This is a genomic window from Tsukamurella sputi (assembly GCF_007858445.1).
GTDB lineage: Bacteria > Actinomycetota > Actinomycetes > Mycobacteriales > Mycobacteriaceae > Tsukamurella > Tsukamurella sputi.
Genome location: NZ_VIGV01000001.1, coordinates 624889 through 648015 on the forward strand (window position 1 = coordinate 624889; position 23127 = coordinate 648015).

The window sequence follows — 23127 nt, forward strand, 5'->3', positions numbered from 1 at the left end:
AGGCCCCAGACGGTGACCGCCACCATGTCCCACGAACCCTCCCCCACCGAAGCCGCCGGCACGCGGCCCGACCGGGTGGACGAGACATCCGGGCCGACCATGCTGTCCGTGGCGGGACCGACGTACTTCCCCATCGCCCTGGTCGCACGGCTGCCCTTCGCGATGATGGTGGTCGGCGTCCTCACCCTCGTCGTGGCGGGCCGGGACTCGCTGGCCTTCGGCGGCCTCAGCTCGGCGATGGTCGGGATCGGTTCCGCCGCAGTCGGACCGCTCGTCGGGGCGGCCGCGGACCGGTTCGGCCAGCGCCGCGCGGTGCTCGCAGCGGGTGCCGTCAACAGCCTCGCGCTGCTCCTCATGGCGTGGGTCGTCTTCAGCCCACTGCCGGGGTGGGCCGTCCTCTGCGCCGCCGCTCTCGTCGGCGCGAGCGCGCCCCAGGTCGGGCCGATGTCCCGTAGCCGGGTGGTCACCATGATCACCACGAGGCTGCCGGAGGGCCGCCGCGGGCGCACGCTGCTCTCGATGATGGCGTACGAATCCGCCGCGGACGAAGTGATCTTCGTCTTCGGGCCGGTCATCGTCGGGCTGTTGGCGACCACCCTGTCACCTGCCGCGCCGATGGTGGGAGCGGCAGTGCTCACAGTCCTCTTCGTGGGAGCCTTCGCCCTGCACCCCACGGGCCGCGCGACTGAGCAGCACGCCGCCGGCACCATCGATCAGGCACCCGCGCGGGAGTTGCGCAACCCCGCACTGGTCACCGTCGTCGCCGGAGTCTTCGGCGTGGGACTGTTCTTCGGCTCGACCTTGACCGGTCTCACGGCCTTCATGCGCGATGCGGGCAACGCCGAATCGGCGGGCCTGTTCTACGGGGTGATGGGCGTCGGCTCCGCGGCGCTGGCACTCGGATCCGCCCTCCTGCCCGACGCTTTCACGCTCGCTGCTCGATGGGTGGCCTTCGCCCTGGCGATGGTCGCGGGTGCCGCGCTCATCGCCGTGGCCCCGTCGCTCCCCTGGCTGGTCGCAGGCCTCGCGGTGGCAGGGATCGGCGTCGGCCCCACGCTGGTCACCGAGTTCAGCCTGGGTGCCGCCCGATCTCCGCGGGGGCGCTCCGCCACCGTCATGACGATCCTCGGCTCCGCGATCATCCTCGGCCAGTCGCTCGCCTCCGCCGTGAACGGCGAACTCGCGGAGCGGTTCGGCACCGGCGTGGCGCAGTGCACGCCGCTCATCGCCACCCTGATCGTGTTGAGCGCGGGCCTGGCCAACGTGGCACTCACGCGCCGTCAGTCGACGGCGGCTGCGGAAACCGGCGACCAGCCCGGCCCCTTCACCACGTAGCCCCACCGGTCCCGCCAGGAGTCCGCCGCACGGACGTCCCGCCAGATGGCGGTGTACTCGTGCGTCGCCACGCGCAGCGGGTTGTGGGTGTCGATGTTCTTCGTCAGGCCGAACCGCACCCGCTGCCCCTCGGGCTCGAAGGTCCCGAACAGGCGGTCCCAGACGATGAGGATGCCACCGTAGTTGCGGTCCAGGTACTCGGCGTTCGAACCGTGGTGCACGCGATGATGCGACGGTGTGTTCATCACGAGTTCGACGGGCCGCCAGAGCTTCCCGACCCGCTCGGTGTGGATGAAGAACTGGTACAGCAGGCTGACCGATTGCTGCAGCAGGATCATCCACGGCGGGATCCCGATCAGGGCGAGCGGGATCCAGTAGGGCAGCGCGCTGAAGGGCGTCCACGTCTGTCGCAGCGCCGTCGAGAGGTTGTAGAACCTGCTCGAATGGTGCACCACGTGGCTCGCCCACAGCACCCGCACGGTGTGATGGGTGCGGTGGTACCAGTAGTACGCGAGGTCGTCGGCGAGGAAGAGCAGCAGCCAGGTCAGCGGGTTCGTCGCCGGGAGATGCACCGGCGCCAGGAGGTACGCGCCCGCGAGGGCGGCGAGCACGACGAGCTTCCACCCGAGGTTGATGATCACGTTCCCGATGCCCATCGTCAGGCTGGTCCGGGAGTCACGCAGGTCGTAGCCGAGTTCGTCGTCGTCCGGTAGGAAGCGGAACGAGAGGTACTCGAGCACCAGGCAGAGCACGAACACCGGTATGGCGGCACGGATGAGGTCGAACACGGTGGTACCTGTGACTTTCTAGGAGTCCGCCGCAGCGGCGTCGAGGGCGGAGACGATGCCCGCCAACAGTGTTGAGGTCCTGGCGTGCGCCGCGTCGGCATCGCCCTGCGCAATGCTCGCTGCGAGGTCCAGGTGTGCCTGCCTGTCCAGCAGCTCACCGTCGAGCCCGAGGGAGCCGAAGGCCTGCTCCCCCACTCCCCGCATGCCGGCGAGCAGCGTGTTGAGCGCGAGGCGGTAGGCGAGATTGCCCGAGCCGTCGACGACCGCGGTCCAGAACGCCGCGTCGGCGGCGTACCCGCCGTCCGGGTACCCCTCGGCAAGCGCGACGATCGCCGCCTTCTGCTCCGGAGTGGCCCGTTCGGCGCAGAGGCGCGCGGCGTCGGCGGCGATCGTGCGCCGCATCTCGGTGACGTCCCGCAGCACGCGCAGCGGCGGGACGACACCCGCGCCGGCGACCGCACTGAGGACGTCCAGCCCGGCGCTCTCGCGCCAATCGAGCACGCGCGTCTTACCGCCCTGCGCGATGTGGACCAGCCCTGCCTGTCGTACGCCCTTGAGCGCCTCGCGGACAGCATGGCGGTTCACCCCGAAGCGTTCGGCCAGGTCGCGCTCCGCGGGAAGCGCATCGCCCGGCGCGAGGCGGCCGGACAGGATCTCGTCGACGATGCGCGCGAGCACCTCGTCGGAGATCGCGGTCCGCGTGATCGGAGTGACGTCCATGCGTCGCAGTCTGGCACGCCATCCGATATCTGGTCAACTGGTTGGACCAGTTGACGCACGGCCGACCGTGCAGGGCCGTCGATGGAGTCAGTCCGTGTGGGGAGGGCGCACCGAAGCACGGGCGAGCCGCTGCGCGTCGTGCTGCCGACCGAGTGGCTCCACCGGGATCGCGAGGACCTCGCCGTCGGGCAGCACTGTGGAGACCCGCACCGCGTCCCCAGCGGGCTGGACACGCTCCTTCGCGTGCCTGATCTCGGACATCGCGACTCCCTCCGGTGGAACTCCCGTTCTTCGAGGCTACGCTGCGAAGAGTGACGACGACCAGTGCCGGACTTCTGCTGTATCGCCGCCTCGACGGGGCGATCGAGGTACTCATCGGGCACATGGGCGGACCCTTCTGGGCGCGGAAGGACACACACGGCTGGTCGATCCCGAAGGGCCTGTACACCGACGAGGAGCCCCTCGCCGCTGCGGAACGGGAGTTCGCGGAAGAGCTCGGCTCCCCCGCGCCGTCCGGCCCCGCCGTCGCGCTCGGCTCCGTGCGACAGTCCGGCGGCAAAACGGTGACGGTCTTCGCCCGGGAGGGTGACTTCGATGCGACGTCGATCTCCTCCAACGAGTTCGAGCTCGAATGGCCCCGCGGGTCCGGTCGGATGCGGAGCTTCCCGGAGATCGACCGGGCGGGCTGGTTCAGCCTCGACGATGCCGCGGCGAAACTGGTGAAGGCGCAGTCGGTGTTCCTGGAACGCCTGCGCGCGCACCTGCACCCCGAGTGAGGGCGGCGGCCGCAGCGGCGCACACGACGGATACCCCCGCCGCGGCCAGCGCGATGTGGTTCCAGCCGGCGACCGCGTCGACACCCGCGGCGAGCAGGCCGGCGATCGTGATCCCCAGCGCGGAACCCACGTAGCGCGCAGTGTTGTTCGCGCCGCTCCCCATGGCGGCGTCGCCGGCCGGCACGCTCGCGATCGCCTCGCGTGCGAGGCCCGTGTTGAGCAGCCCCGAGGCGATTCCGGCGACCACCAGGCCCGGCACGAGGCGCACCGGGGAGGCACCGTCGGACAGGCCCGTGGTGAGGAGCAGCCCCAGCGCTACACCGGCGAGACCGCCCACCAGGTGCGTGCGGCCCGACAGAACCCCCGCCAGGCGCGAGAATCCCAGTGCCGCGACGGCACTCGTGCCCGCCCACAGCGCGAGCAGGCCGCCCGCCTGCAGCGTGCTCAGGCCGAGACCGCGGACGACGAAGGTGGCGGCGACGGACATCGCGGAGATCACGCCGATACCGGTACCGAACGCCGCGACGGTAGCGGCGAGGAACCGCTGGCGGCGGAACAGTGCCGGGTCGACGAGTCGGGCGGCGCCGCGGCGCTGGCTCACGACGAGGGCCGCGGAGATTAGGACCGCCGCGACTCCGAGGATCGCCGCCGGTCCCCCCGCCCCGGCCCGCGCCTCGACGAGTGCCGCGACCGCCGCCGCGAGCGCGCCCGTGAGCAGGACGAAGCCCACGATGTCGAGCGGCCGGTCCGGGTTGTGCGGTGGGCGCGCGGGAATCCGGCGCGCCGCCCACCACAGGAGCGCCCCGCCCGCCGCGAGCAGCACGTAGTAGAGGCGCCACGCGCCCGCCAGGTCGAGGAGGCCGGTCAGGACGGGCCCGAGCGCGATCCCCGCGCCCATCGAGGAACTCCACCACACGGCCGTGCGGGCGCGGTGCCCGTCGTGCTCGCTCACCGCGGCGACCAGGCCCAGACCGGTAGCGATCATGCCCGCCGCACCGACGCCGGCGAGGATCCGGGCGCCCACGAACAACGGCGCCGAGCCGACCGCCGCGCACGCGAGGCTCGCCGCGACGAAGACGGCGGCGCCGGCCAGGAAGACCCGGCGGTGGCCGATGCGGTCTGCGACGACACCTGCCGTGACCAGCGCTGCCGCGAGTCCGACGCTCATCGACGCGAGGATCCACGTGGCTGCGGCGGGCCCGGCGCGCAGCGCCCCGTTGAGCGTGACGGCGTTGCCGAGCGGACCGGCGTAGGCGAGCATCGCCAGGAGGGTGCTCGCCGCGACGGTGACGAGAACCCGCTCGTACCCCGTTTCCAGTCTTGTCATGAGACTCATCATCGCTCACTTCGAGTCTGATCACAAGACTCATTCGCGCTATGCTGGGGTTATGGCTCTAGGGACGGGGTACGAGGCGCAGCCCTGCCATCTGGCGCGGGCGCTCGAGGTGATCGGCGAGCGGTGGACGATGCTCATCCTGCGCGACCTGTTCTACGGCGTGCGGCACTTCAGTGACCTGCTCGAACACCTCGACGTCTCCCGCGGCGTGCTCACCGACCGGCTCGACACCCTGGTGGGAGCCGGCGTGGTGACCCGCCGCAAGGTGGGGCGCACCGTCGAGTACCAGCTCACCCCGGCCGGCGAGGAGCTGTGGCCCACGCTCTTCAGCCTCATCCGCTGGGGGCGCCGCCACCTCGACGCCGACTTCCCCGCGCGGATCTTCGCGCACGCCACCTGCGGGACCGACCTGGAGGAGTCCGGTCTGTGCCCGCGGTGCGGCCTCGTTCCGGCGGTGCGCGACCTGGATTCACGCCCGGGTGACGGCCCCAACCCGCGGCGCCGCGACGATCCGGTCGCCGTCGCGCTGCGCGAACGGCACCGGATGCTGGTACCGATTCCCTGATCGCGCCCCGACGTCAGTTCCGGTAGTTCTCCACGGTGTTCGCCGACCGGGTGGCGGCCTCATCCGGGTTCTCGCCGAACTCGCGCCGGGCGCGACGCTGCCGGAGCAGGTCCCAGGCCTGGTCGAGTTGGGTCTCGAGGACCTGCAGCCGCGCGTGCTCCTCGCTCTCGCTGATCTCGCCCGCGCCGAGCCTGCTCCGCAGCTCATGCTCCTCCGCGATGAGCGAATCGATCCGGGTGTGGATGGCGTCGTCGGTCATGGTCCGATCCTGCCACTGATCGGCGGAACGCGCGGGCCACGGAGGGGTGCGCTGTCGCGCACCGCAGCCGTTGCGACGACGAGGGGCCGGGCCGCGTGGCCCGGCCCCTCGTCGTCGTGTCGCGTCAGACCGTGGCGGCGTCCGTCGGCACGTCCGTGCGGATGATGTGATCGAAGGCGCTCAGCGCCGCGGTCGCGCCCGAGCCGGCGGCGACGACGATCTGCTTGAACGGCACCGTGGTGCAGTCGCCCGCAGCGAAGACGCCGGGGAGCGAGGTACGTCCGGCCTCGTCGACCACGATCTCGCCGCGCGCGCTCAGTTCCAGCGTTCCCTCGAGCCACTCCGTGTTCGGCAACAGGCCGATCTGGACGAAGACGCCGTCGAGCTCCAGCGTGTGCGCCTCGTCGGTGGTGCGGCTCTTGTAGTTCAGGCCCGTCACCGTGGTGCCGTCGCCGACGACCTCGGTGGTCATCGAGCTGACCAGAACCTCGACGTTGGGCAGGCTGCGGAGCTTGCGCTGCAACACCTGATCGGCACGCAGCTCGGAATCGAATTCGATGAGCGTGACGTGGGCGACGATCCCGGCGAGGTCGATCGCGGCCTCGACACCCGAATTGCCGCCGCCGATCACGGCGACGCGCTTGCCCTTGAACAGCGGGCCGTCGCAGTGCGGGCAGTACGTGACGCCCTTGTTGCGGTACTCGGCCTCGCCGGGCACGTCCATCGAACGCCACCGGGCGCCGGTCGAGATCACCACGGTGCGCGAGCTCAGCTGCGCTCCGCTGACCAGATCGACCGAGATCATGCCGGATTCGTCGTCGCGGGTCAGCTTCGCGCCGCGCTGGTTGTTCATGATGTCCACGTCGTACTGACGGACCTGGTTCTCGAGCTCGGCGGCGAACTTCGGGCCCTCGGTGTAGCTGACCGAGGTGAAGTTCTCGATCGCCATCGTGTCGAGCACCTGGCCGCCGAAGCGCTCGGCGACGACGCCCGTGCGGATCCCCTTGCGGGCCGCGTAGACCGCGGCGGTCGCACCCGACGGGCCGCCGCCGACGACGAGGACGTCGAACGGGTCCTTCTCGGCCAGCGTGGCGGCGGTGCGCTCGGCGGCGCCGTCGTCGAGCTTGCCGACGATCTGCTCGAGGGTCATCCGGCCCGAGTCGAAGAGCTCACCGTTGACGAAGACGGTCGGCACGGCCATCACCCGGCGGCTGTCGACCTCGTCCTGGAACAGCGATCCGTCGATGGCGGTGTGAGTGATCCGCGCATTGAGGACCGCCATGAGGTTGAGCGCCTGCACCACGTCGGGGCAGTTCTGGCACGAGAGCGAGAAGTAGGTCTCGAAGTGGTAATCACCCTCGAGGTCGCGCACCTGCTCGAGCAGGTCGGCGGCCTCCTTCGACGGGTGACCGCCCACCTGGAGGAGCGCGAGCACCAGGGAAGAGAACTCGTGCCCCAGCGGGATGCCCGCGAACTGCACCGCGATGTCGGTGCCGGCGCGGCGGATCAGGAACGACGGGGTGCGCGAATCGTCACCGGTCCGGTCGTGATGGATGTGATCGGACATGCCCGCGATCTCGTCGAGCAACTCCGCGAGTTCGGCCGACTTTGGGCCGTCGTCGAGCGTCGAGACCAGCTCGACCGGCATCGTGACGTTGGTGAGCAGGCCCTTGAGCTGAGTGGCGAGCGAGGCTTCGAGCATGGTGATCCGGTTCCCTCCAGGAAGACGCGAACGATGGGTTCAGCGACGACGGGGCGGGAGGTGAGTCCCGCCCCGTCGTCGCTGAGGCGACTAGATCTTGCCGACGAGCTCCAGCGAGGGAGCGAGGGTCTCGGCGCCCTCTTCCCACTTGGCCGGGCAGACCTCGCCCGGGTGCGAGCGCACGTACTGGGCGGCCTTGACCTTGCGGACGAGCTCGGCGGCGTTGCGGCCGATGCCCTCGGCGGTGACCTCGGTGAACTGGACGACGCCGTCGGGATCAACGAGGAAGGTGCCGCGGTCGGCCAGGCCCTGGCCCTCACGGAGCACCTCGAAGTCGGTGCTGATCTGCAGGCTCGGGTCGCCGATCATCGCGTACTTGATCTTGGCGATGGTGTCCGACGAGGCGTGCCACGCCTTGTGCGTGAAGTGGGTGTCGGTCGAGACCGAGAAGACCTCGACGCCCAGGGCCTGCAGCTCCTCGTAGTGATCCGCGAGATCGCCGAGCTCGGTCGGGCAGACGAACGTGAAGTCGGCCGGGTAGAAGTAGAAGACGGCCCACTTGCCGGCGATGTCCTGGTCGGAGACGGTGACGAAGTTGCCGTCCTTGAATGCCTCAGCGGTGAAGGGCTTGATCTGCTTGTTGATCAGCGACACGTGCGTCCTCGTTTCGTTCGGGTACCTGTGGGTTCGCAATCGAGATTAGGTCCGGCCGATTTATCGGACAAATCGATTCATCCTCGAACACCGATCACAGTTACCTATCGTCGCTGGCAGGAGCGGTGTCGCAGCGCAATCACAGAGAGGTGATTCTCATCACGAGCGCGATCGATGGACACCCACACACCGCGGACCCGTTCTATCACTGCAGGTCACACCAGTAATTCGGGCCCCATCGAGGGCGCGGGCGGACGCCGGCGGGCTCGGTGTTCCCTCGGACACATCGCATCGTCATTTTCGGTCCGACCGGCAACACGAAAGAACCCCTCCGGCCGAAGCCGAAGGGGTTCTTCTCTGTGGAGCTAAGGGGACTCGAACCCCTGACCCCCACACTGCCAGTGTGGTGCGCTACCAGCTGCGCCATAGCCCCGTATTCGGTTGTTCACCTGCGGTTTCCCGCCCGGAGAACATTACAGGAGCCAGTTGGCGTGCACCAAATCGGCTGGTCAGCGACTGTTTACTTGAGGAGCGGGGTCAGCCAGTCGCCCTGCACGGTGAGCTTGTCGCCGTTATGCACGACGGTGGGCGTGCCGGTGCTTCCGATGTCCTGCATCAGCTTGCTGCCGGCGCCGGCGTTCTGGGCCGATTCCACGGAGTACTTGCCGTCGCGGATCGCCGCGGTCACGTCGGCGGGGAGCTCCACGCCCTTGGCCTTCGCACCGTCGGCGAGGACCGTCGCGATCTCCGCGTTGGTCTTGTCGCCCTTGCCCTCCTCGGGCTGGTTGGCGTACATCGCGGTGTGCGCGCCCATCCACGCCTTCTGCTTCTGGTCGCCGGGCAGCGAGGACTTCGCGATGGCGAGCAGGCCACCGGCGGCGCGGTCGGAGTAGTCGCCCGACGGGCTGCTGCGGTTCAGGAAGGAGAGCATGAAGAACTTGATCTGCAGCTTGCCGTCCTCGACGGCCTTGGTGATCTGCTCGCCGTACTGGCGCTCCATGTTGCCGCAGGCGGGGCAGTACGGATCCTCGAAGAAGGTCAGCTTCGTGGGCGCGTCCTCCTTGCCCAGCACGAAGACGGGGGTGGCCTTGTCGATCGCGGCCTGCGCCTTGTCGGCGGGTGTGCCCTCGTTCTTGCTCATCAACAGCACACCGCCGATGACGACCACGATCACGACCAGGACGGCGATGCCGCCCAGCACGTAGGTCATGGTGTTGGACTGCTTCGCGGGAACGTACTTCGCGTTCTTACCCTTGCTCACGCCGACCACAATAGCGGCAATCGCAGAGTTACCAGGTCAGGCCGCTATCCCCCGAGCACACCGTCGACGAGGGCTTTCGCCTCGGCCTGCACCTGGGCGAGATGCTCGGCGCCGCGGAAGGACTCCGCGTAGATCTTGTAGACGTCCTCCGTGCCCGACGGGCGCGCGGCGAACCAGGCGCTCTCCGTGGTCACCTTGAGGCCGCCGATCGGCGCACCGTTCCCGGGGGCGCGGGTGAGCTTGGCCGTGATCGGCTCCCCCGCGAGTTCGTCGGCGGGCACCTGGTCGGGCGAGAGCTTCGACAGCACGGCCTTCTGCTCGCGGCCGGCGGGCGCGTCGGTGCGCGCATAGGCCGGAACGCCGTACTGCTCGGCCAGCACCGCGAAGTGCTGCGACGGGCTCTTCCCGGTGACGGCGAGGATCTCCGAGGCGAGGAGGGCCATGATGATGCCGTCCTTGTCGGTCGTCCACACCGAGCCGTCGTGCCGCAGGAAGGACGCGCCGGCGGACTCCTCGCCGCCGAATCCGACGCTGCCGTCGAGCAGGCCCGGGACGAACCACTTGAATCCGACGGGGACCTCGAGCAGCTTCCGCTGCTGCTCGGCGACCACGCGGTCGATCATCGACGAGCTCACCAGCGTCTTGCCGACGGCCGCATCATCGCGCCAACCGTTGCGTGAGGCGAAGAGGTAGTCGATGGCGACGGCGAGATAGTGGTTCGGGTTCATCAGCCCGCCGTCGGGCGTGACGATGCCGTGGCGGTCCGAGTCCGCGTCGTTGCCGGTCGCGATGTCGTACTGGTCCTTGTTCGCGATGAGCGAGGCCATCGCGTTCGGCGAGCTGCAGTCCATCCGGATCTTGCCGTCGGTGTCGAGCGTCATGAATGCGAACTGCGGGTCGACGGTCGGGTTCACCACGGTCAGGTCGAGGTTGAAGCGATCGCCGATGGCGCCCCAGTAGCCGACGGCGGCGCCACCCAGCGGGTCTGCCCCGATGCGGACGCCCGCGTCTCGGATCCGGTCCAGATGCAGGACCGAGGGCAGGTCGCCGACGTACGAGTCGAGGAAGTCGAAGCGCTGCACCGCGTCCGAAGCCAGCGCCTGCGCGAGCGGGATGCGGCGGACCTCGCGGAGTCCGCCCTCGAGGATCTCGTTGGCGCGGGCGGCGATGACACCGGTCGCATCGGTGTCCGCGGGCCCGCCGGACGGCGGGTTGTACTTGAAGCCGCCGTCCGCAGGTGGGTTGTGCGACGGGGTGACGACGATGCCGTCGGCCTCCACGCCGGAGTGGGACCGGTTGAAGGTGAGGATCGCGTGGCTCAGGGCCGGGGTCGGGGTGTACCGGTCATCGTGATCGATGAGGGTGTCGACGCCGTTCGCGGCGAGCACCTCGACCGCCGTCTCCCACGCCGGATCCGAGAGCAGGTGCGTGTCCTTCGCGAGGAACAGCGGCCCCCGGATCCCCTGCGCCGCCCGGTACTCGACGATCGCCTGCGTGGTGGCCGCGATGTGCCCGTCGTTGAAACTGCCGTTGAGCGAGCTCCCGCGGTGGCCCGACGTTCCGAAGGCGACCCGCTGGTCCGGATCACCGGGGTCCGGCGCGACCGAATAGTACGCGGCCCGAACGGCTTCGACGTCGATCAGGTCCGCGGGAAGAGCCGGCAGTCCGGCACGCGTATGAGCCATCTTCAGTCCACCTCACACTGACGGAACGCGGCCGCGGATCGCGCGGCCCGGGCGTCCAACGTAACGCCGGAACAGGTTCCGCGCGGGATAAACCGCGCACCGCGCGGGCCGCGGCGCCGGAACGGTGAGGACCGTCACGGCGCCGCGGCCGGACTCAGACGATCGCCCACACGATGAGCACCATCGCGAAGCCCACCACCGACAGGATCGTCTCGAGCACCGACCAGGTCATCAGGGTCTGCTTGACCGTCATGTTGAAGTACTTCGCGACGATCCAGAAGCCGCCGTCGTTGACGTGGCTGAGGATGATCGATCCCGCCGAGATGGCGATGACGATCAGCGCGATCTGCGCCTGCGAGTAGTTCCCGGCCGCGACCGTCTCTCCGATGATGCCGGCGGTGGCCGTGATGGCCACCGTCGCCGAGCCCTGGGCGATGCGCAACGCGCAGCTGACGAGGTACGCCGTCACGATCAGCGGCAGCCCCAGGTTCGACATCGACTCCGTGAGCGCCGTACCGACGCCCGTCGCGCGCAGGACCGCACCGAACAGGGCGCCCGCGCCGACCACCAGCAGGATCATGCCGATGGGCTTGAGCGCGGCGCCCGTCATCTCCGCGAGCTGGTTGGCGTTGATGCCGCGCCGGATGCCCAGCAGGTAGAAGGCGAGCACCACGGCGATGGTCAGCGCGATGGCCGGCGTGCCGAGGAAGACGAGGATCGAGAAGGGCTTGGTGCCCTGCGTGAGCCAGACCGAACCGAAGGTGCCGCCCAGGATCAGCAGCATCGGCACGGCGATGATGAACGCGATCAGCGCCAGCGACGGTCGATCCTTGCTGGCGTGCTCCTCCTCCGGGACGAACTCCTCGGGCACGTCGACGATCACACGCTTACCGATCCAGGTGCCCCAGACCACGCCCGAGGCGAACCACGCCGGGATGCCGCAGACGAGGCCCATGACGATGATCCAGCCCAACGAGGTGTGCAGCAGACCCGCCGCGGCGACGGGGCCCGGGTGCGGCGGCAGGAAGGCGTGCGTCATGGACAGGCCCGCCAGCATCGGTAGGGCGTACATGACCAGCGACTTGCCGCCGCGCTTGGCGGCCACGTAGACGAGCGGCGCCAGGATGAAGATGCCGATGTCGAAGAACACCGGGATGCCGAGGATCAGGCCCGTGACGCCCATGGCGAGCGGAGCGCCCTTGGGACCGAACAGCTTGAGCAGCCAACTGGTGAGCACGTCGGCACCGCCGGAGCGTTCCAGGATCGCACCGAGGACGGTGCCGAGGCCGATGATCGGTGCGATGTGCCCGAGGATGCCGCCGAATCCCGTTTCCAGGATCGATTGGGCGGCTCCCTTCTGCGGCGAGCCGACGAGCTTCTCGACGGAGACGCCCGCCACGAGCGCGAGCCCGACGGAGACGATGATCAGCGCGATGAAGGGTTCGAGCTTGACCTTGATGATGAGGAACAGCAGGACCGCGATCGACACCGCGGCGAGGGTCAGCAGACCCCCGGTGTCGTGCTGCAGCCAGTGGATGGCCGAGGACATGGGGAGGTTCTCCGTTTCTGGAAGGGACTACAGCGCGGCGACGAACCGGGCGGCGCGGGTGGTGATGTCGGCCCAGTCGCCGGCGGCGACGGTGTCAGGGGGCACGACGGACGTGCCGGCGCAGACGGCGACGGCGCCGGCGCCCAGGAACTCGCGGGCATTGGCCTCGCTGACGCCGCCCGACGGCAGCAGCGGCAGGCCGGGGAACGGACCGTGCAGATCCTTGAGGTAGCCCGGCCCGAAGGCGCGGGCGGGGAAGATCTTCACCGCCACCGAGCCGAGCGCGGCCGCGCGGGCGACCTCGGTCGGCGTCAGGGCGCCGAGGAAGACGGGGACCCCCAGGTCCCGGGCGGCCTGCGCGACCTCCTCGTTGACGTCGGGGGTCACGAGGAACCGGGCTCCGGCGTTCACGGCGTCACGGGCCTGCGCCGCGGACCGGACGGTGCCCACGCCGAGGTTCGTCCCCTCGACGGAGGCCGCCCGTTCGAGGTGTCCGAGCACGCCGGGCGTGGTGAAAGTCAGTTCGACGGTGCGGATCCCGCCGTCGGCGAGCGCGCGACACAGCGCCGCGGCGTCGGGGAGTTCGGGAGCGCGCACCACGGTGAGTGCGCGGTCGGCGGCCAGTGCGTCGAGCAGGCCGGATTCGTCGTTCACGGTCAGAGGACCCCTTCGTTGGTCAGTCGCAGCGCGCCGCCCGCGAGCGCGCCGGTGAGGGTGCCGTCGTCGAGCGCGGCGACACCGCGGACGAAGACGTGGGTGAAGCCCGCGGCGGGCGTGCGCGGGGCGTCGTAGGTGGCGCGGTCGATCACCGCGTCGGGGTCGAAGAGCGCCAGGTCGGCGGCGTAGCCCTCGCGGACCAGGCCCCGTCGGACCAGGCGGAGGCGACGGGCGGGACGACCCGTGAGGTGGCCCACGCACTCCTCGAGGCTCATCAGCCCCAGGTCGCGGCTGTAGTGGCCGAGGTAGCGGGCGAAGGTGCCCCACGCTCGCGGATGGGGCTTGCCGCCGACGAGCAGGCCGTCGCTGCCACCGGTGTGGGTCCGATGCCGCATGATGGCGCGGACGTTCTCCTCGTGCCCCACGTGTTGCAGGATCCCGGTCGCGAGCCGATCGTCGAGGAGGATGCCGATGCAGACGTCGAACGGATCGCGGCCCTCGTCGGCCGCGATCCGGGCGACGGTCCGGCCCACGTACCCGGCCAGCGCATCGGTGCCGACGCCGCTGATCTCGATCGTCTCCCACTCCGCGATCACGCCGTGACAGCCGTCGGATCCGGTGAGCTCGAGGTGCTCCCGGATCCGCGCCAGCGCATCGGGATCACGCAGCCGATCCAGCGTCGCATCGGCGCCGCCCGCCGCGGCCCAACTGGGCAGGATCGCGGCCAGCGTGGTGGCGCCGGGCAGATAGGGGTAGGTGTCGAGCGAGACGTCGGCACCGGCGGCCAGGGCATCGTCGAGCAGGGCCAGCAGCTCGGGGGCGCGGCCCTTGTTCGGGCCGAAGTTGAGGGTGGCGTGGGCGAGGTGCAGGGGGCAGCCGGTGCGCCGCGACAGGTCGATCATCTCGGCGTACGCCTCCATCGCACCCGCGCCGTAGCTGCGATGGTGCGGCGAGAAGTAGCCGCCCAGCTCGCCCGTCGTGCGCATCAGCGCGGCCAGCTCCGCGTCGTCTGCGTACATCGCCGGGGTGTAGGTCAGGCCCGTGGACAGTCCGACGGCGCCCTCGCGCAGACCCTGCGCCAGGATCCCCTGCATGCGCTCCACCTCGTCCGGGGACGCGACGCCGTCGTCGAAGCCCCGGGTGAGCGCGCGGAGCAGCCCGTGCGGCACGAGGTAGGCGAGGTTCGTGGCGGTGCCGGCTGCGTCGAGGCGGTCGAGGTACTCGCCGACGGTGCGCCAGGAGAAGTCGAAGTCCTCCGGATCGGTGTTCCAGCCGGCGATCTGGCGCCGCACCACGGCGAGGGTCTCGTCGGAGACGGGTGCGTAGCTCAGGCCGTCCTGGCCGATCACCTCGCACGTGACGCCCTGGGTGATCCGCGACGGATGCTCGGGATTGAGCAGGACCTGCAGGTCGGAATGGGCGTGCATATCGATGAATCCGGGGCTGAGCACCAGGCCGTCGGCGTCGATGACGCGGCGGGCGGGGCCGAGGTCGGTGCCGATCGCGGCGATCACGCCGTCGGCGATCGCGACGTCGGCGGTGTAGCGCGGCGCCTCGGTGCCGTCGACGACGGTGGCGGCGCGGATGACTGTCTCGTGCATGGCGCGCCTCTAGAAGTGGGTGGAGATCATGTCGACGACCTGCGGGTTCTCGCCGTCGTCGGCCACGACGGGGATGACCCGCCACTTGTCGAAGACGGTGCAGGGATGGCTCAGTCCGAGCCGGACGACATCGCCGACCGCGAGCGGATCGTCGGCCTGCAGACGGAGGAAGGCGTGCTGATCGTTGACGGCGGAGATCTCCGCGTCGATCGGGCGCGAGGGCTCGCCGAGGCCCGTGGCGGCGACCTGCGGCTCGGGCAGGCCTTCGTCGAAGGAGACGTCGCGACGACCCACGTCGAGGAGGGCCAGGCCGGGCTCGGGCCGGGAGATCACGCGCGCCCAGACGTGCATGGCCGACCGCAGCCGCGGGGCATCGGCCTCGCGTCCCGACGGCGTGATGCCGCGGTAGAAGCCGTCGTCGTGGATGATGTACGCCCCGGAACGGACCACGATCCGCGCGTCGTCGATGCTCCCGAGGACTGCCGCGACACGGTCGAAGTAGGCGCTGCCCCCGGCGGAGACGACGATCCGTCCCTCCGGGTACAGCGGGCGCAGGCGCGCGTGCAGGTCCGCCAGCGTGCGCAGGTAGTCGTCGACGATGCCGAGCGCCGCGGCCGAGGTGTCGTGCGCGAAGGCGCCCTCGTAGCCGGTGACGCCGCCGAGGCGCAGGCGCGGGGAGGCGGCGACGCGCTCACCGATGGCGTGGGCCTCGTCGACGGTGCGGGCGCCGGTGCGGCCGCCGGGGCCGCCCAGCTCGACGAGCACGGTGGGTTGCCGGGTCGCGTCGAAGAGCTCCCGCTCGAGCACGTCGACGGTGCCGAGCCCGTCCGCCCACAGGGTGACTTCGAGGGCGGGATCGGCGTCGAGCGCCCCGCCCAGCCAGCGGATCCCGGCCGGATCGGCGATCGCGTTGGCGACGTGCAGGTTCCGGAATCCGGTGGCGACGGCGGCCTGTAGCTGCGGCAGGTTGGCGACGGTGATCGCCGTGGCTCCGGCGTCGAGCTGCTCCTGCCAGAGGGCGGGGGCCATGGTGGTCTTGCCGTGGGGCTCGAGGTCGAAGCCGTGGGCGGCGGTCCAGCGCGCGAACTCGGCGACGTTGCCGGACATCGCGGCCCGGTCGAGCACGAGCACGGGCGTCGAGAGCTCCGCCAAGCGGGGCGAGCGGGCGAGGAAATCGGCCGTTGTCATGCCGTTCGCCCACGCGGGCACCGCCTTGTCGAGCACACTCAGCTCCACCGGCCGGGCACCGTTCCCGTTGACCATCATGCTTCCCAATCTGCTATGTTGCGTATATTGCAATCACCGTTGCGTGATGCGTGTCACAGACGCTAGCATTGCCGCAGAACCTGCACAACCACGAGAGAGAAAGACGGACACGACGGGTGACTGGAGCTTGGATCGCGTGCCTCGGGGAGCCGCTGGCACTGGTCGCCGCGGCGGACCTCGACGCACCGGAGCCCGCGATGCACGCCGGCGGCGCCGAGGCTAACGTCGCGGCGGGCACCGCGGTGCTGGGCACGCGCACGGCGTTCCTCAGCCGCGTCGGCGGCGACGCCGAGGGGCGGCGGATCGTCGAGCACCTGCGGGCCCACGGAGTGCACGTCGACGGGGTGGAGGTCGACGATGAAGCCTTCACCGGCCGCTACGCCAAGACCGAGGGCGTCGACGACGCCGGCGAGCCCGTCACCGCCAGCACCTACCGCCGCGCGGGCAGCGCCGCCGCCGCGATGGGCCCCGAATTCCTCACCCGCCCAGCGGTCGCGGTCGCGCTGGCGCGAGCGCGCATCGTGCACACCAGCGGCATCACGCCCGCCCTGTCCCCGTCGTGCGCCGCGCTTGCGCGCGCCCTGCTCCGTGACCGGACCGGCGTCACCGGGACGGTCACCTTCGACGTGAACTGGCGCGAACAACTCTGGCCGGACGGTGACCCGTCGCTCGTCGTCGAACTGGCCCGGTACGCCGACGTCGTGCTCGTCGGCTCCGACGAGGCCGAGCGGGTCCTGAGTACCGGCACCCCCGACGGGGTACGCGCACTTCTGCCCGAGCCGCACACCGTCGTGGTGAAGGACGGCGCGGTGCGCGCCGTCGCCGTCGACCGGGACGGTGCGCAGATCGCGGTGCCCGCTCTCGCAGTGGACGTGGTCGAGCCCGTGGGCGCGGGCGACTCCTTCGCCGCCGGCTTCCTGCACGGACTCGCGCGCGGCGAGGATCTGCGTACGTGCCTGCGTCGCGGACACGCGGGCGCGGCCGCCACCCTGACGGTGCGCGCCGATTTCGCCACTCTCCCCGCTGATTCCATGGCGGCGCTCCTCTCCTGCGACGACGCCACCTGGGCCACGGCGCACGTCGCCCCCGAGGCGGTGCGGGTGGGCGATGCCCTCCTCCCTCCCCCGCGCGAGAGCCGGACACCATGAGCCAGAGCCTCACCCGCGCACTCGAGATCCTCCGCCTGCTCGGCGAGGGGCCGGCCTCCCTGGACGAACTGGCCGACGAGCTCGGCGTGCACAAGACCACCGTGCTGCGCCTGTTGCGCCCCCTCACCGACGCGCGGTTCGCCTATCACGACGACGTCCACCGGTACCACCTCGGCTCACGCGTCTTCGACCTTGCGGCGCGCGCCTCGGAACAGCGGAGCATCAAGGAGATCGCGGCACCGCATCTGATCGCGTTCAATCGCGAGTACGGCCGCACGACGCACCTCGCCGCGCGCGAGGGCGATGCGGTGGTCTACATCGACAAGCTCGAATCGCGCGACCTCATCCGCATGTACTCGCGTGTGGGCATGGAGGCCAATCTCAACTCGAGCGCCGTCGGCAAAGTACTGCTCGCGGCACTTCCCGATACCGAACTCCGCCCTCTGGTGCAGGGGATCGACTTCACCCTGCGCACGCCGAACACGATCATCGAGCCCGAGGCTTACCTGCACGAGATCGCGAAGGTCCGCGAACAGGACTGGGCGGTGGATCGCGAGGAGAACGAGCCGTCGATCAACTGCATCGCGGCGCCGGTCCGGGACGCCTCGGGTTCCGTCGTGGCCGCGGTCTCGGTATCGGTGCCCGACGTGGTGCTGCCCTTCGAGGAACTGCTGAACCTGCTGGAGCCGCTGCGCACGACGTGCGCGGCGATCTCCGGCGATTGCGGGTACCGCCCGCGCTGAACCTCCCGGCGAACCCGGGAACCACCGAAACACCCACCGAGAACGAAGGAATCATCATGACCGCGACCGCCGTCTCCACCACCGACGCGCCCGCCCCCGCCCACTTCTTCAGCCAGGGCGTGCGCCGCGGCAACATGCTGCAGGTCTCGGGCCAGGGACCGATGGACCCGGCCACCAACCAGTACATCGCCGAGGGCGACGTCAAGGAGCAGACCCGCCGCACGCTCGAGAACGTCAAGGCGATCCTCGAAGCCGGCGGGGCGTCCGTCGCCGACGTGCTGATGTTCCGCGTGTACCTGACGACGCGCGACGACTTCGCGCCGATGAACGAGGTGTACGGGGCGTTCATCGCCGAGAACGTACCCGAGGGTGCCGCGCTCCCCTGCCGGACCACGGTCTTCGTCGACCTGCCCCACGAGGTGATGCTCGTGGAGATCGACGCGCTCGCCGTCCTCGACTGACGTTCCCCACACCCCGATTGATATATGCGCATGTTGCAATGTATGGTCGTCCGGTGATCTCATCGGACGACGATCGGGGCTGACATGAGCGGGCACTCCCACGCGGGGCACGATCACGGCCTGAGCGCGGACGCCGACAAGAAGTGGCTGAGCATCGCGCTCGCGCTGCTCGTCGGCTTCATGGCCATCGAGGTGACCATCGGCATCATCGCGAGTTCACTCGCGCTGATCACCGATGCCGCCCACATGCTCACGGACGCCGCCGCGATCGTGCTCGCACTCGTCGCGATCCGGATCGCCGCGAAGCCGGCGAAGGGCGGATACACCTGGGGCCTCAAGCGGGTGGAGATCCTGTCGGCACAGGCCAACGGGATCACCCTCCTGCTCCTCGCGGCGTTCTTCGTCTACGAGGGCGTCTCGCGCCTGATCTCCCCGCCCGACGTCGACGGCAGGCTCGTCTTCCTCACCGCGCTCGCCGGGTGCGTGGTGAACCTCGGCGCCACCTGGTGCATCCGGCGCGCGAATCGCAGCAGCCTCAACGTTGAGGGCGCGTACCAGCACATCCTCAACGACCTCTACGCCTTCATCGCCACCGCCATCGCGGGTGCGATCATCTGGGCGACCGGATGGGGGCGAGCCGATGCGATCGCCGCCCTGGTCGTGGCGGCACTGATGCTCAAGGCGGGTTGGGGACTGGTCAGGGCGTCGGGCCGGATCTTCCTCGAAGCGGCTCCCGAGGGGGTTGAGCCGGCGCGCATCGGGCGCGACGTGGCCGCCGTGCCGTCGGTCACCGAGGTGCACGACCTGCACGTCTGGGAGATCACCTCGGGCCAGGCCGCGTTGTCGGCGCACGTCCTCGTCGATCCCGGCGCGGACTGCCACGCCGTGCGCTCGAAGATCAGCGGCATGCTCCACGACCAGTACGGCATCGAGCACGCGACGCTGCAGGTCGACCACGACGGGGCCGAGGAGCACTGCGGCGACCCGCACGGCGATTCCTACCCCGGTCAGGCTCCGGTGAACGGCGGCACCACGTAGCAGGGCACCGGACGCGGATGCTGCGGATCGAGCGCGTTGAGCACGAAGTAGGCGGCCCGGCGCGAGCCCGCGATCGCCAGGTGGTCCGAGAAGTCCTGGCTGCACGTGTCCTGCACGACGATGTTGGTGACCTTCGTTCCCGTCGGGCCGGCGAGCTGCCCGCTCGTGTACGGCAGGACCAGCTCGTCGAACCGGGTGGAGATGTTGGTGTACTCGACGCCGCGCGCATAGGGCGTGCCGCCGGCCCAGATCTTGTCGAGGAAGCGCGATCCCGGCAGCATGTCGCCGATCGACTCGAAGATCGGGAAGTAGGGGTCGGGCACGTTCAGGCCCCGGATGAAGACCGACGCGGCCCGGCCGAGGTCGCCGCCGGTCCCCCGCCAGAGAGGCGCGAGCGAGACGTACTTCCCGACCTTGTCCGCGCCACCGAGGATCTTGACGTAGTACGACGGCATGAGCGTGCCCTGGGAGTGACCGATGAGGTCGACCTTCGTCGCGCCCGTGGCCGCGAGAACGCGTTCCACCGTTGACTTCAGCTGCTCCGCGCTCGTCGCCAGCGGCCGCGTCCCGCCGATCTGATTCGCCGGCCAGGGCGCGCCGGGCACGGCGCCGTAGGTGAGGGAGAAGACGCAGTAGCCGTTGTTCTTGAGCAACGGCGCATAGGCACCCCAGTTGGTCTGCGCTCCGCCGCCCGTGCCGTGCACGAGCACGACAGGGTTGGGATGACGGGCGCTCGGCCTGCAGGTGTAGTCGTTGGTCCCGGGCAGCGAACCGTTCGGGTTCGTCAGTTCCGACGGTATGCCGCCGAAGAACGAGAAGTTCTCGGGCAGCGGCGCCGCCGTCGACGGAGCCGCGACCAGGATCGCGACGCCGGCCGCCGCGACCATCGCCCGGCGCACGACGAAACGAAGGTTCATGGTCACCGAAAGTAGCCCACCGATACCCGCCGGGCGGGCAAATCTTAGAACTTGTTCCACTTCGACGAGCCTCGGCCGACAGTGACCAATGCTCAGTTTCCCGACTAATTACCCATATGCGACATTCGGTGTGGCTTCGCAAAGGCGTACACCGTAAGGATCGCGGGAGAGGGACCGTCCCGCGGTCGCCGTTCCCCCGGTCTGCAGGAGTTCCCCATGCCCGCTTCCCTCATCCGCGCCGCCGCCGCGGCCTTCGCCGTGGCCGCGCTCGCCCTCCCGGCCGCCGTCTCGAACGCGGACCCCGTCTACAAGAACTGCACCGAGGTGCGCCAGGCCGGCAAGGCGCCGATCCTCAAGGGCCAGCCCGGCTACAGCGCCAAGCTCGACCGCGACGGCGACGGCATCGCCTGCGAGGTGAAGAAGTAGCACCGGATACGAAAGCGCCCCCGACCCGGTGGTCGGGGGCGCTTCAGTGTGGAGCCGCCGGGAATTGAACCCGGGTCCTCCGTCATTTCTACGGGGCTTCTCCGTGCGCAGTCCGCTCTGTCTCTACTCGGATCTCCCGGTCTCACGGACGAGCCGGGATGACGATCCCAGTCGCTGTGTGATGTCCCCCGCGATGCCGCGACCGCACCGCGGGGTGAATCCCTCTAGCTGATGCCAGTACCCGGGCCGAGGGCGAACCCGGACTGACAGACTCGCCTGGCTGCTTAGGCAGCGAGAGCGAAGTCGCGCTGATTGGAATCGGCGCTTATAGGGTTGCTGCGACGCTTACGGTGGTCTCCAGCCTGCACCGGCACGCTTCCCCCGCGTCAACAAACGAAGTCGAAACCGATCGGCCCCTCATCGTCCGCCTCAGCGGAAGCCCACCCCTCGCGGAGTGGAAGTTCCATACTACCGCACGGGCATCGGCGCCCGTCCAGTGATTATCAGACGGTGCGCAGGCGCACGCCGGCGGCGGAGGCGTTCATGTTCATCAGCACAGTGAGCAGCACCGCACCCACGCGATGCGCCAGCGAAACGACCTTGGCCTTGTTCTCGACACTCATGGATCCGCTCCTCACTTGAGTCCCACAAGTCACATCAGTAACTCGTATCTCAAGTGAACGCCCGCGGACGGATGATCTCAACGCGCCACGCCGGGCACCGTCGGAAAAGATCCGACACGGAGCGTGGGGGTCGGGTTCGAGTCAGCCGCGCATGCCCTTGACGCGCCGGCCGAGCTCGCGGACCAGTTCCCGCTCCGCCGTCCGGCGGGCGATGTCCTGCCGCTTGTCGTAGTCCTGCTTGCCCTTGGCGAGCGCAAGCTCGACCTTGACTCGCCCCTCGTTGAAGTACATCGACAGGGGCACCAGCGTCTGATTGCCCTCGCGGATCTTGCCGGTCAACGAGTCGATCTCGCGACGGTGCATGAGCAGCTTGCGCGTGCGGCGCGGGGTGTGGTTGGTCCACGAGCCGTTGCCGTACTCGGGGATGTGCAGGCCGCGCAGCCAGACCTCGCCGTCGTCGATGGTGGCGTAGGCGTCCACCAGTGAGGCCTTGCCCTCGCGGAGCGCCTTCACCTCGGTCCCGACCAACACCACGCCGGCCTCGAAGGTGTCGAGGATGGCGTAGTTGTGGCGCGCCTTGCGGTTGCTCGCGATCACCGAGCGCCCCTTCTCCTTCGCCATCGCTTCTTCCTTCCGATTCACCTGTACAACGGACAACCACTCCATCGTACGGGGACCCGACGGTGCGCGGAAAGCGACTTTCGCCCGGGGCTACTCCCGCACGTAGAAGCGCAGAGTCACGTAGGCGGTGACCGCGGCGAAGCCCGCACCCACGAGGATCAGCCACGGGGAGACGAGGAGGACGTCCGTGTTGGTGATCCGCGCGAGGATGTTCACGCCGTACATCTCGCGCAGCGCGCGGTCGAAGAACAGCGCCTTGCCGGCGAACAACCCGGCGATCGCGAGGACCGCACCGATCACCGCGCCGATCACCGCTTCGAGCAGGAAGGGCAGCTGCGTGTACCAACGCGAGGCGCCCACCAGCCGCATGATCGAGACCTCGGTGCGCCGCGTGTACGCGGCCACCTGCACCATGTTGGCGATCAACAGCACCGCGGCCACGGCCTGGATCAGCGCGACGAAGAACGCCGCGTTACGCGCCCCGCCGAGCACGGAGAAGACCCGCTCCACCAGCTCGCGCTGGTCCTGCACGCCGGACACGCCGGGCTGGCCCTTCACCGCGTCGATCACCGCGGCGAACTTGTTCTCGTCGCCCACGCGCACCTTGAAGGAGGCGGGGAGCACGCCGGGCCGCACCAGCTCAGCCAGCTCGGGCTGGCCGGCGAAGGTCTTGTTCTTCGCGGTCTCAAGCGCCTTGTCCTGCGAGATGTAGTCGATCGAGTCCACACCCGGCTGCGCCTTGATCTTGGACTCGATCGCCTGGCACACGGCCTTCTGGCAGTCGGGATCGTCCGCGGCCACCTTGTCGTCGACGAACACCTGGATCTCGACGCGCTGCAGGAAGATGTCCTGGCTCTTGTCGGCCATCCGCACCACGAGCAGACCGCCGCCGAAGAGGCCGAGCGAGATCGCGGTGGTGAGGATCATGGCGATCGTCATGCTCACGTTCCGGCGCAGGCCGGTGAAGACCTCGCTGGTGATGAAACTGGCACGCAC

General features: G+C 69.7%; 24 protein-coding genes, 1 tRNA gene and 1 other RNA gene. 8 read left to right on the forward strand and 18 right to left on the reverse strand.

Annotation, left to right across the window (positions count from 1 at the left end; genetic code table 11):
• Window positions 1-12 precede the first annotated feature (12 nt).
• Entirely contained in the window at window positions 13-1335 is a 1323-nt protein-coding gene (locus FK268_RS03040; protein WP_231706889.1) for an MFS transporter, read from the forward strand.
• On the opposite strand, the gene FK268_RS03045 is transcribed toward FK268_RS03040, so the two are convergent.
• The 3 genes from FK268_RS03045 to FK268_RS24115 all read right to left on the reverse strand — a co-directional run bounded on the left by FK268_RS03045 (window position 1281) and on the right by FK268_RS24115 (window position 3104).
• A complete protein-coding gene (locus FK268_RS03045; protein ID WP_146430968.1) occupies window positions 1281-2123 on the reverse strand; it encodes a sterol desaturase family protein in 843 nt (280 codons plus the stop codon). The two genes, FK268_RS03040 and FK268_RS03045, sit on opposite strands and share 55 nt — an antisense overlap.
• Before the next feature lie 18 nt (window positions 2124-2141).
• Window positions 2142-2843: a FadR/GntR family transcriptional regulator gene (locus FK268_RS03050; protein WP_146430971.1), complete on the reverse strand. Its 702-nt coding sequence runs from the start codon at window positions 2841-2843 to the stop codon at window positions 2142-2144.
• An 87-nt stretch (window positions 2844-2930) separates the two neighbouring features.
• The gene (locus FK268_RS24115) at window positions 2931-3104 is read right to left on the reverse strand and encodes a hypothetical protein (RefSeq protein ID WP_158636026.1); all 174 of its coding nucleotides are present in this window, start codon (window positions 3102-3104) and stop codon (window positions 2931-2933) included.
• 50 nt (window positions 3105-3154) lie between these two features.
• On the opposite strand from FK268_RS24115, the gene FK268_RS03055 reads away from it, so the two are divergent.
• Window positions 3155-3619, forward strand: coding sequence for an NUDIX hydrolase (locus FK268_RS03055; RefSeq protein ID WP_146430973.1), 465 nt, complete (start codon window positions 3155-3157; stop codon window positions 3617-3619).
• On the opposite strand, the gene FK268_RS03060 is transcribed toward FK268_RS03055, so the two are convergent.
• Window positions 3534-4946 (reverse strand): MFS transporter, encoded by a 1413-nt coding sequence (locus FK268_RS03060; RefSeq protein ID WP_158636027.1) that lies wholly within the window; start codon window positions 4944-4946, stop codon window positions 3534-3536. The two genes, FK268_RS03055 and FK268_RS03060, sit on opposite strands and share 86 nt — an antisense overlap.
• Before the next feature lie 61 nt (window positions 4947-5007).
• Between FK268_RS03060 and FK268_RS03065 the strand changes: the two genes are divergently transcribed.
• Window positions 5008-5520, forward strand: a complete 513-nt coding sequence (locus tag FK268_RS03065) for a winged helix-turn-helix transcriptional regulator (protein WP_146430978.1) — start codon at window positions 5008-5010, stop codon at window positions 5518-5520.
• A gap of 13 nt (window positions 5521-5533) precedes the next feature.
• Here the strand turns inward: FK268_RS03065 and FK268_RS03070 are convergent, their stop codons facing one another.
• The 10 genes from FK268_RS03070 to FK268_RS03115 form a co-directional block, all read right to left on the reverse strand.
• Window positions 5534-5779, reverse strand: coding sequence for a DUF2630 family protein (locus tag FK268_RS03070; protein ID WP_146430980.1), 246 nt, complete (start codon window positions 5777-5779; stop codon window positions 5534-5536).
• Window positions 5780-5903: 124 nt separating this feature from the next.
• Window positions 5904-7481, reverse strand: a complete 1578-nt coding sequence (gene ahpF / locus FK268_RS03075) for an alkyl hydroperoxide reductase subunit F (protein WP_146430982.1) — start codon at window positions 7479-7481, stop codon at window positions 5904-5906.
• A 90-nt stretch (window positions 7482-7571) separates the two neighbouring features.
• Complete coding sequence (gene ahpC, locus FK268_RS03080) at window positions 7572-8135, reverse strand: alkyl hydroperoxide reductase subunit C (protein ID WP_146430984.1); 564 nt, start codon at window positions 8133-8135, stop codon at window positions 7572-7574.
• A gap of 360 nt (window positions 8136-8495) precedes the next feature.
• Window positions 8496-8568, reverse strand: a tRNA-Ala gene (locus FK268_RS03085).
• 87 nt (window positions 8569-8655) lie between these two features.
• On the reverse strand, window positions 8656-9396 hold the full coding sequence (locus FK268_RS03090) for a DsbA family protein (RefSeq protein WP_146430985.1): 741 nt from the start codon (window positions 9394-9396) through the stop codon (window positions 8656-8658).
• 44 nt (window positions 9397-9440) lie between these two features.
• Window positions 9441-11081: a phosphoglucomutase (alpha-D-glucose-1,6-bisphosphate-dependent) gene (gene pgm / locus FK268_RS03095; RefSeq protein WP_146430987.1), complete on the reverse strand. Its 1641-nt coding sequence runs from the start codon at window positions 11079-11081 to the stop codon at window positions 9441-9443.
• A 154-nt stretch (window positions 11082-11235) separates the two neighbouring features.
• Window positions 11236-12630, reverse strand: coding sequence for a GntP family permease (locus tag FK268_RS03100; protein WP_146430989.1), 1395 nt, complete (start codon window positions 12628-12630; stop codon window positions 11236-11238).
• 27 nt (window positions 12631-12657) lie between these two features.
• Entirely contained in the window at window positions 12658-13284 is a 627-nt protein-coding gene (locus tag FK268_RS03105) for a bifunctional 4-hydroxy-2-oxoglutarate aldolase/2-dehydro-3-deoxy-phosphogluconate aldolase (protein WP_231706890.1), read from the reverse strand.
• Between the two features lie 2 nt (window positions 13285-13286).
• On the reverse strand, window positions 13287-14888 hold the full coding sequence (locus FK268_RS03110) for an N-acyl-D-amino-acid deacylase family protein (RefSeq protein WP_146430991.1): 1602 nt from the start codon (window positions 14886-14888) through the stop codon (window positions 13287-13289).
• Window positions 14889-14897: 9 nt separating this feature from the next.
• Window positions 14898-16154: a type III PLP-dependent enzyme domain-containing protein gene (locus tag FK268_RS03115; RefSeq protein ID WP_231706891.1), complete on the reverse strand. Its 1257-nt coding sequence runs from the start codon at window positions 16152-16154 to the stop codon at window positions 14898-14900.
• Window positions 16155-16270: 116 nt separating this feature from the next.
• On the opposite strand from FK268_RS03115, the gene FK268_RS03120 reads away from it, so the two are divergent.
• The 4 genes from FK268_RS03120 (at window position 16271) to FK268_RS03135 (ending at window position 19544) form a co-directional block, all read left to right on the forward strand.
• Window positions 16271-17302 carry a sugar kinase gene (locus FK268_RS03120; protein WP_146430993.1) on the forward strand — a complete coding sequence of 344 codons (1032 nt, stop codon included), beginning with the start codon at window positions 16271-16273 and terminating at the stop codon, window positions 17300-17302.
• Window positions 17299-18045, forward strand: a complete 747-nt coding sequence (locus FK268_RS03125; RefSeq protein WP_146430995.1) for an IclR family transcriptional regulator — start codon at window positions 17299-17301, stop codon at window positions 18043-18045. The genes FK268_RS03120 and FK268_RS03125 overlap by 4 nt, the downstream gene beginning before the upstream one ends.
• A gap of 56 nt (window positions 18046-18101) precedes the next feature.
• Complete coding sequence (locus tag FK268_RS03130) at window positions 18102-18506, forward strand: RidA family protein (protein WP_146430997.1); 405 nt, start codon at window positions 18102-18104, stop codon at window positions 18504-18506.
• Window positions 18507-18590: 84 nt separating this feature from the next.
• On the forward strand, window positions 18591-19544 hold the full coding sequence (locus tag FK268_RS03135) for a cation diffusion facilitator family transporter (RefSeq protein WP_146430999.1): 954 nt from the start codon (window positions 18591-18593) through the stop codon (window positions 19542-19544).
• Here the strand turns inward: FK268_RS03135 and FK268_RS03140 are convergent.
• Window positions 19514-20461: an esterase/lipase family protein gene (locus tag FK268_RS03140; protein ID WP_146431001.1), complete on the reverse strand. Its 948-nt coding sequence runs from the start codon at window positions 20459-20461 to the stop codon at window positions 19514-19516. The genes FK268_RS03135 and FK268_RS03140 overlap by 31 nt on opposite strands.
• A gap of 216 nt (window positions 20462-20677) precedes the next feature.
• Here FK268_RS03140 and FK268_RS03145 point away from each other — a divergent pair, with 216 nt between their 5' ends.
• On the forward strand, window positions 20678-20887 hold the full coding sequence (locus FK268_RS03145; RefSeq protein WP_146431003.1) for an excalibur calcium-binding domain-containing protein: 210 nt from the start codon (window positions 20678-20680) through the stop codon (window positions 20885-20887).
• A gap of 46 nt (window positions 20888-20933) precedes the next feature.
• Here FK268_RS03145 and ssrA read toward each other — a convergent pair.
• From ssrA to ftsX, 3 genes are all read right to left on the reverse strand, one after another.
• Window positions 20934-21304, reverse strand: a transfer-messenger RNA (tmRNA) gene (gene ssrA, locus FK268_RS03150).
• Between the two features lie 347 nt (window positions 21305-21651).
• Window positions 21652-22131 carry an SsrA-binding protein SmpB gene (gene smpB / locus FK268_RS03155; protein ID WP_068530451.1) on the reverse strand — a complete coding sequence of 160 codons (480 nt, stop codon included), beginning with the start codon at window positions 22129-22131 and terminating at the stop codon, window positions 21652-21654.
• Between the two features lie 90 nt (window positions 22132-22221).
• On the reverse strand, window positions 22222-23127 hold the full coding sequence (ftsX, locus tag FK268_RS03160; protein ID WP_146431005.1) for a permease-like cell division protein FtsX: 906 nt from the start codon (window positions 23125-23127) through the stop codon (window positions 22222-22224).

Coding starts and splice junctions, on each gene's coding strand:
- FK268_RS03050 (WP_146430971.1), bottom strand. CDS start 2,843: ATGGACGTCACTCCGATCACGCGGACCGCGATCTCCGACGAGGTGCTC.
- smpB (WP_068530451.1), bottom strand. CDS start 22,131: ATGGCGAAGGAGAAGGGGCGCTCGGTGATCGCGAGCAACCGCAAGGCG.
- FK268_RS24115 (WP_158636026.1), bottom strand. CDS start 3,104: ATGTCCGAGATCAGGCACGCGAAGGAGCGTGTCCAGCCCGCTGGGGAC.
- FK268_RS03115 (WP_231706891.1), bottom strand. CDS start 16,154: ATGATGGTCAACGGGAACGGTGCCCGGCCGGTGGAGCTGAGTGTGCTC.
- FK268_RS03145 (WP_146431003.1), top strand. CDS start 20,678: ATGCCCGCTTCCCTCATCCGCGCCGCCGCCGCGGCCTTCGCCGTGGCC.
- FK268_RS03070 (WP_146430980.1), bottom strand. CDS start 5,779: ATGACCGACGACGCCATCCACACCCGGATCGATTCGCTCATCGCGGAG.
- FK268_RS03100 (WP_146430989.1), bottom strand. CDS start 12,630: ATGTCCTCGGCCATCCACTGGCTGCAGCACGACACCGGGGGTCTGCTG.
- pgm (WP_146430987.1), bottom strand. CDS start 11,081: ATGGCTCATACGCGTGCCGGACTGCCGGCTCTTCCCGCGGACCTGATC.
- FK268_RS03065 (WP_146430978.1), top strand. CDS start 5,008: ATGGCTCTAGGGACGGGGTACGAGGCGCAGCCCTGCCATCTGGCGCGG.
- ahpF (WP_146430982.1), bottom strand. CDS start 7,481: ATGCTCGAAGCCTCGCTCGCCACTCAGCTCAAGGGCCTGCTCACCAAC.
- FK268_RS03125 (WP_146430995.1), top strand. CDS start 17,299: ATGAGCCAGAGCCTCACCCGCGCACTCGAGATCCTCCGCCTGCTCGGC.
- FK268_RS03140 (WP_146431001.1), bottom strand. CDS start 20,461: ATGAACCTTCGTTTCGTCGTGCGCCGGGCGATGGTCGCGGCGGCCGGC.
- FK268_RS03110 (WP_146430991.1), bottom strand. CDS start 14,888: ATGCACGAGACAGTCATCCGCGCCGCCACCGTCGTCGACGGCACCGAG.
- FK268_RS03130 (WP_146430997.1), top strand. CDS start 18,102: ATGACCGCGACCGCCGTCTCCACCACCGACGCGCCCGCCCCCGCCCAC.
- FK268_RS03060 (WP_158636027.1), bottom strand. CDS start 4,946: ATGACAAGACTGGAAACGGGGTACGAGCGGGTTCTCGTCACCGTCGCG.
- FK268_RS03135 (WP_146430999.1), top strand. CDS start 18,591: ATGAGCGGGCACTCCCACGCGGGGCACGATCACGGCCTGAGCGCGGAC.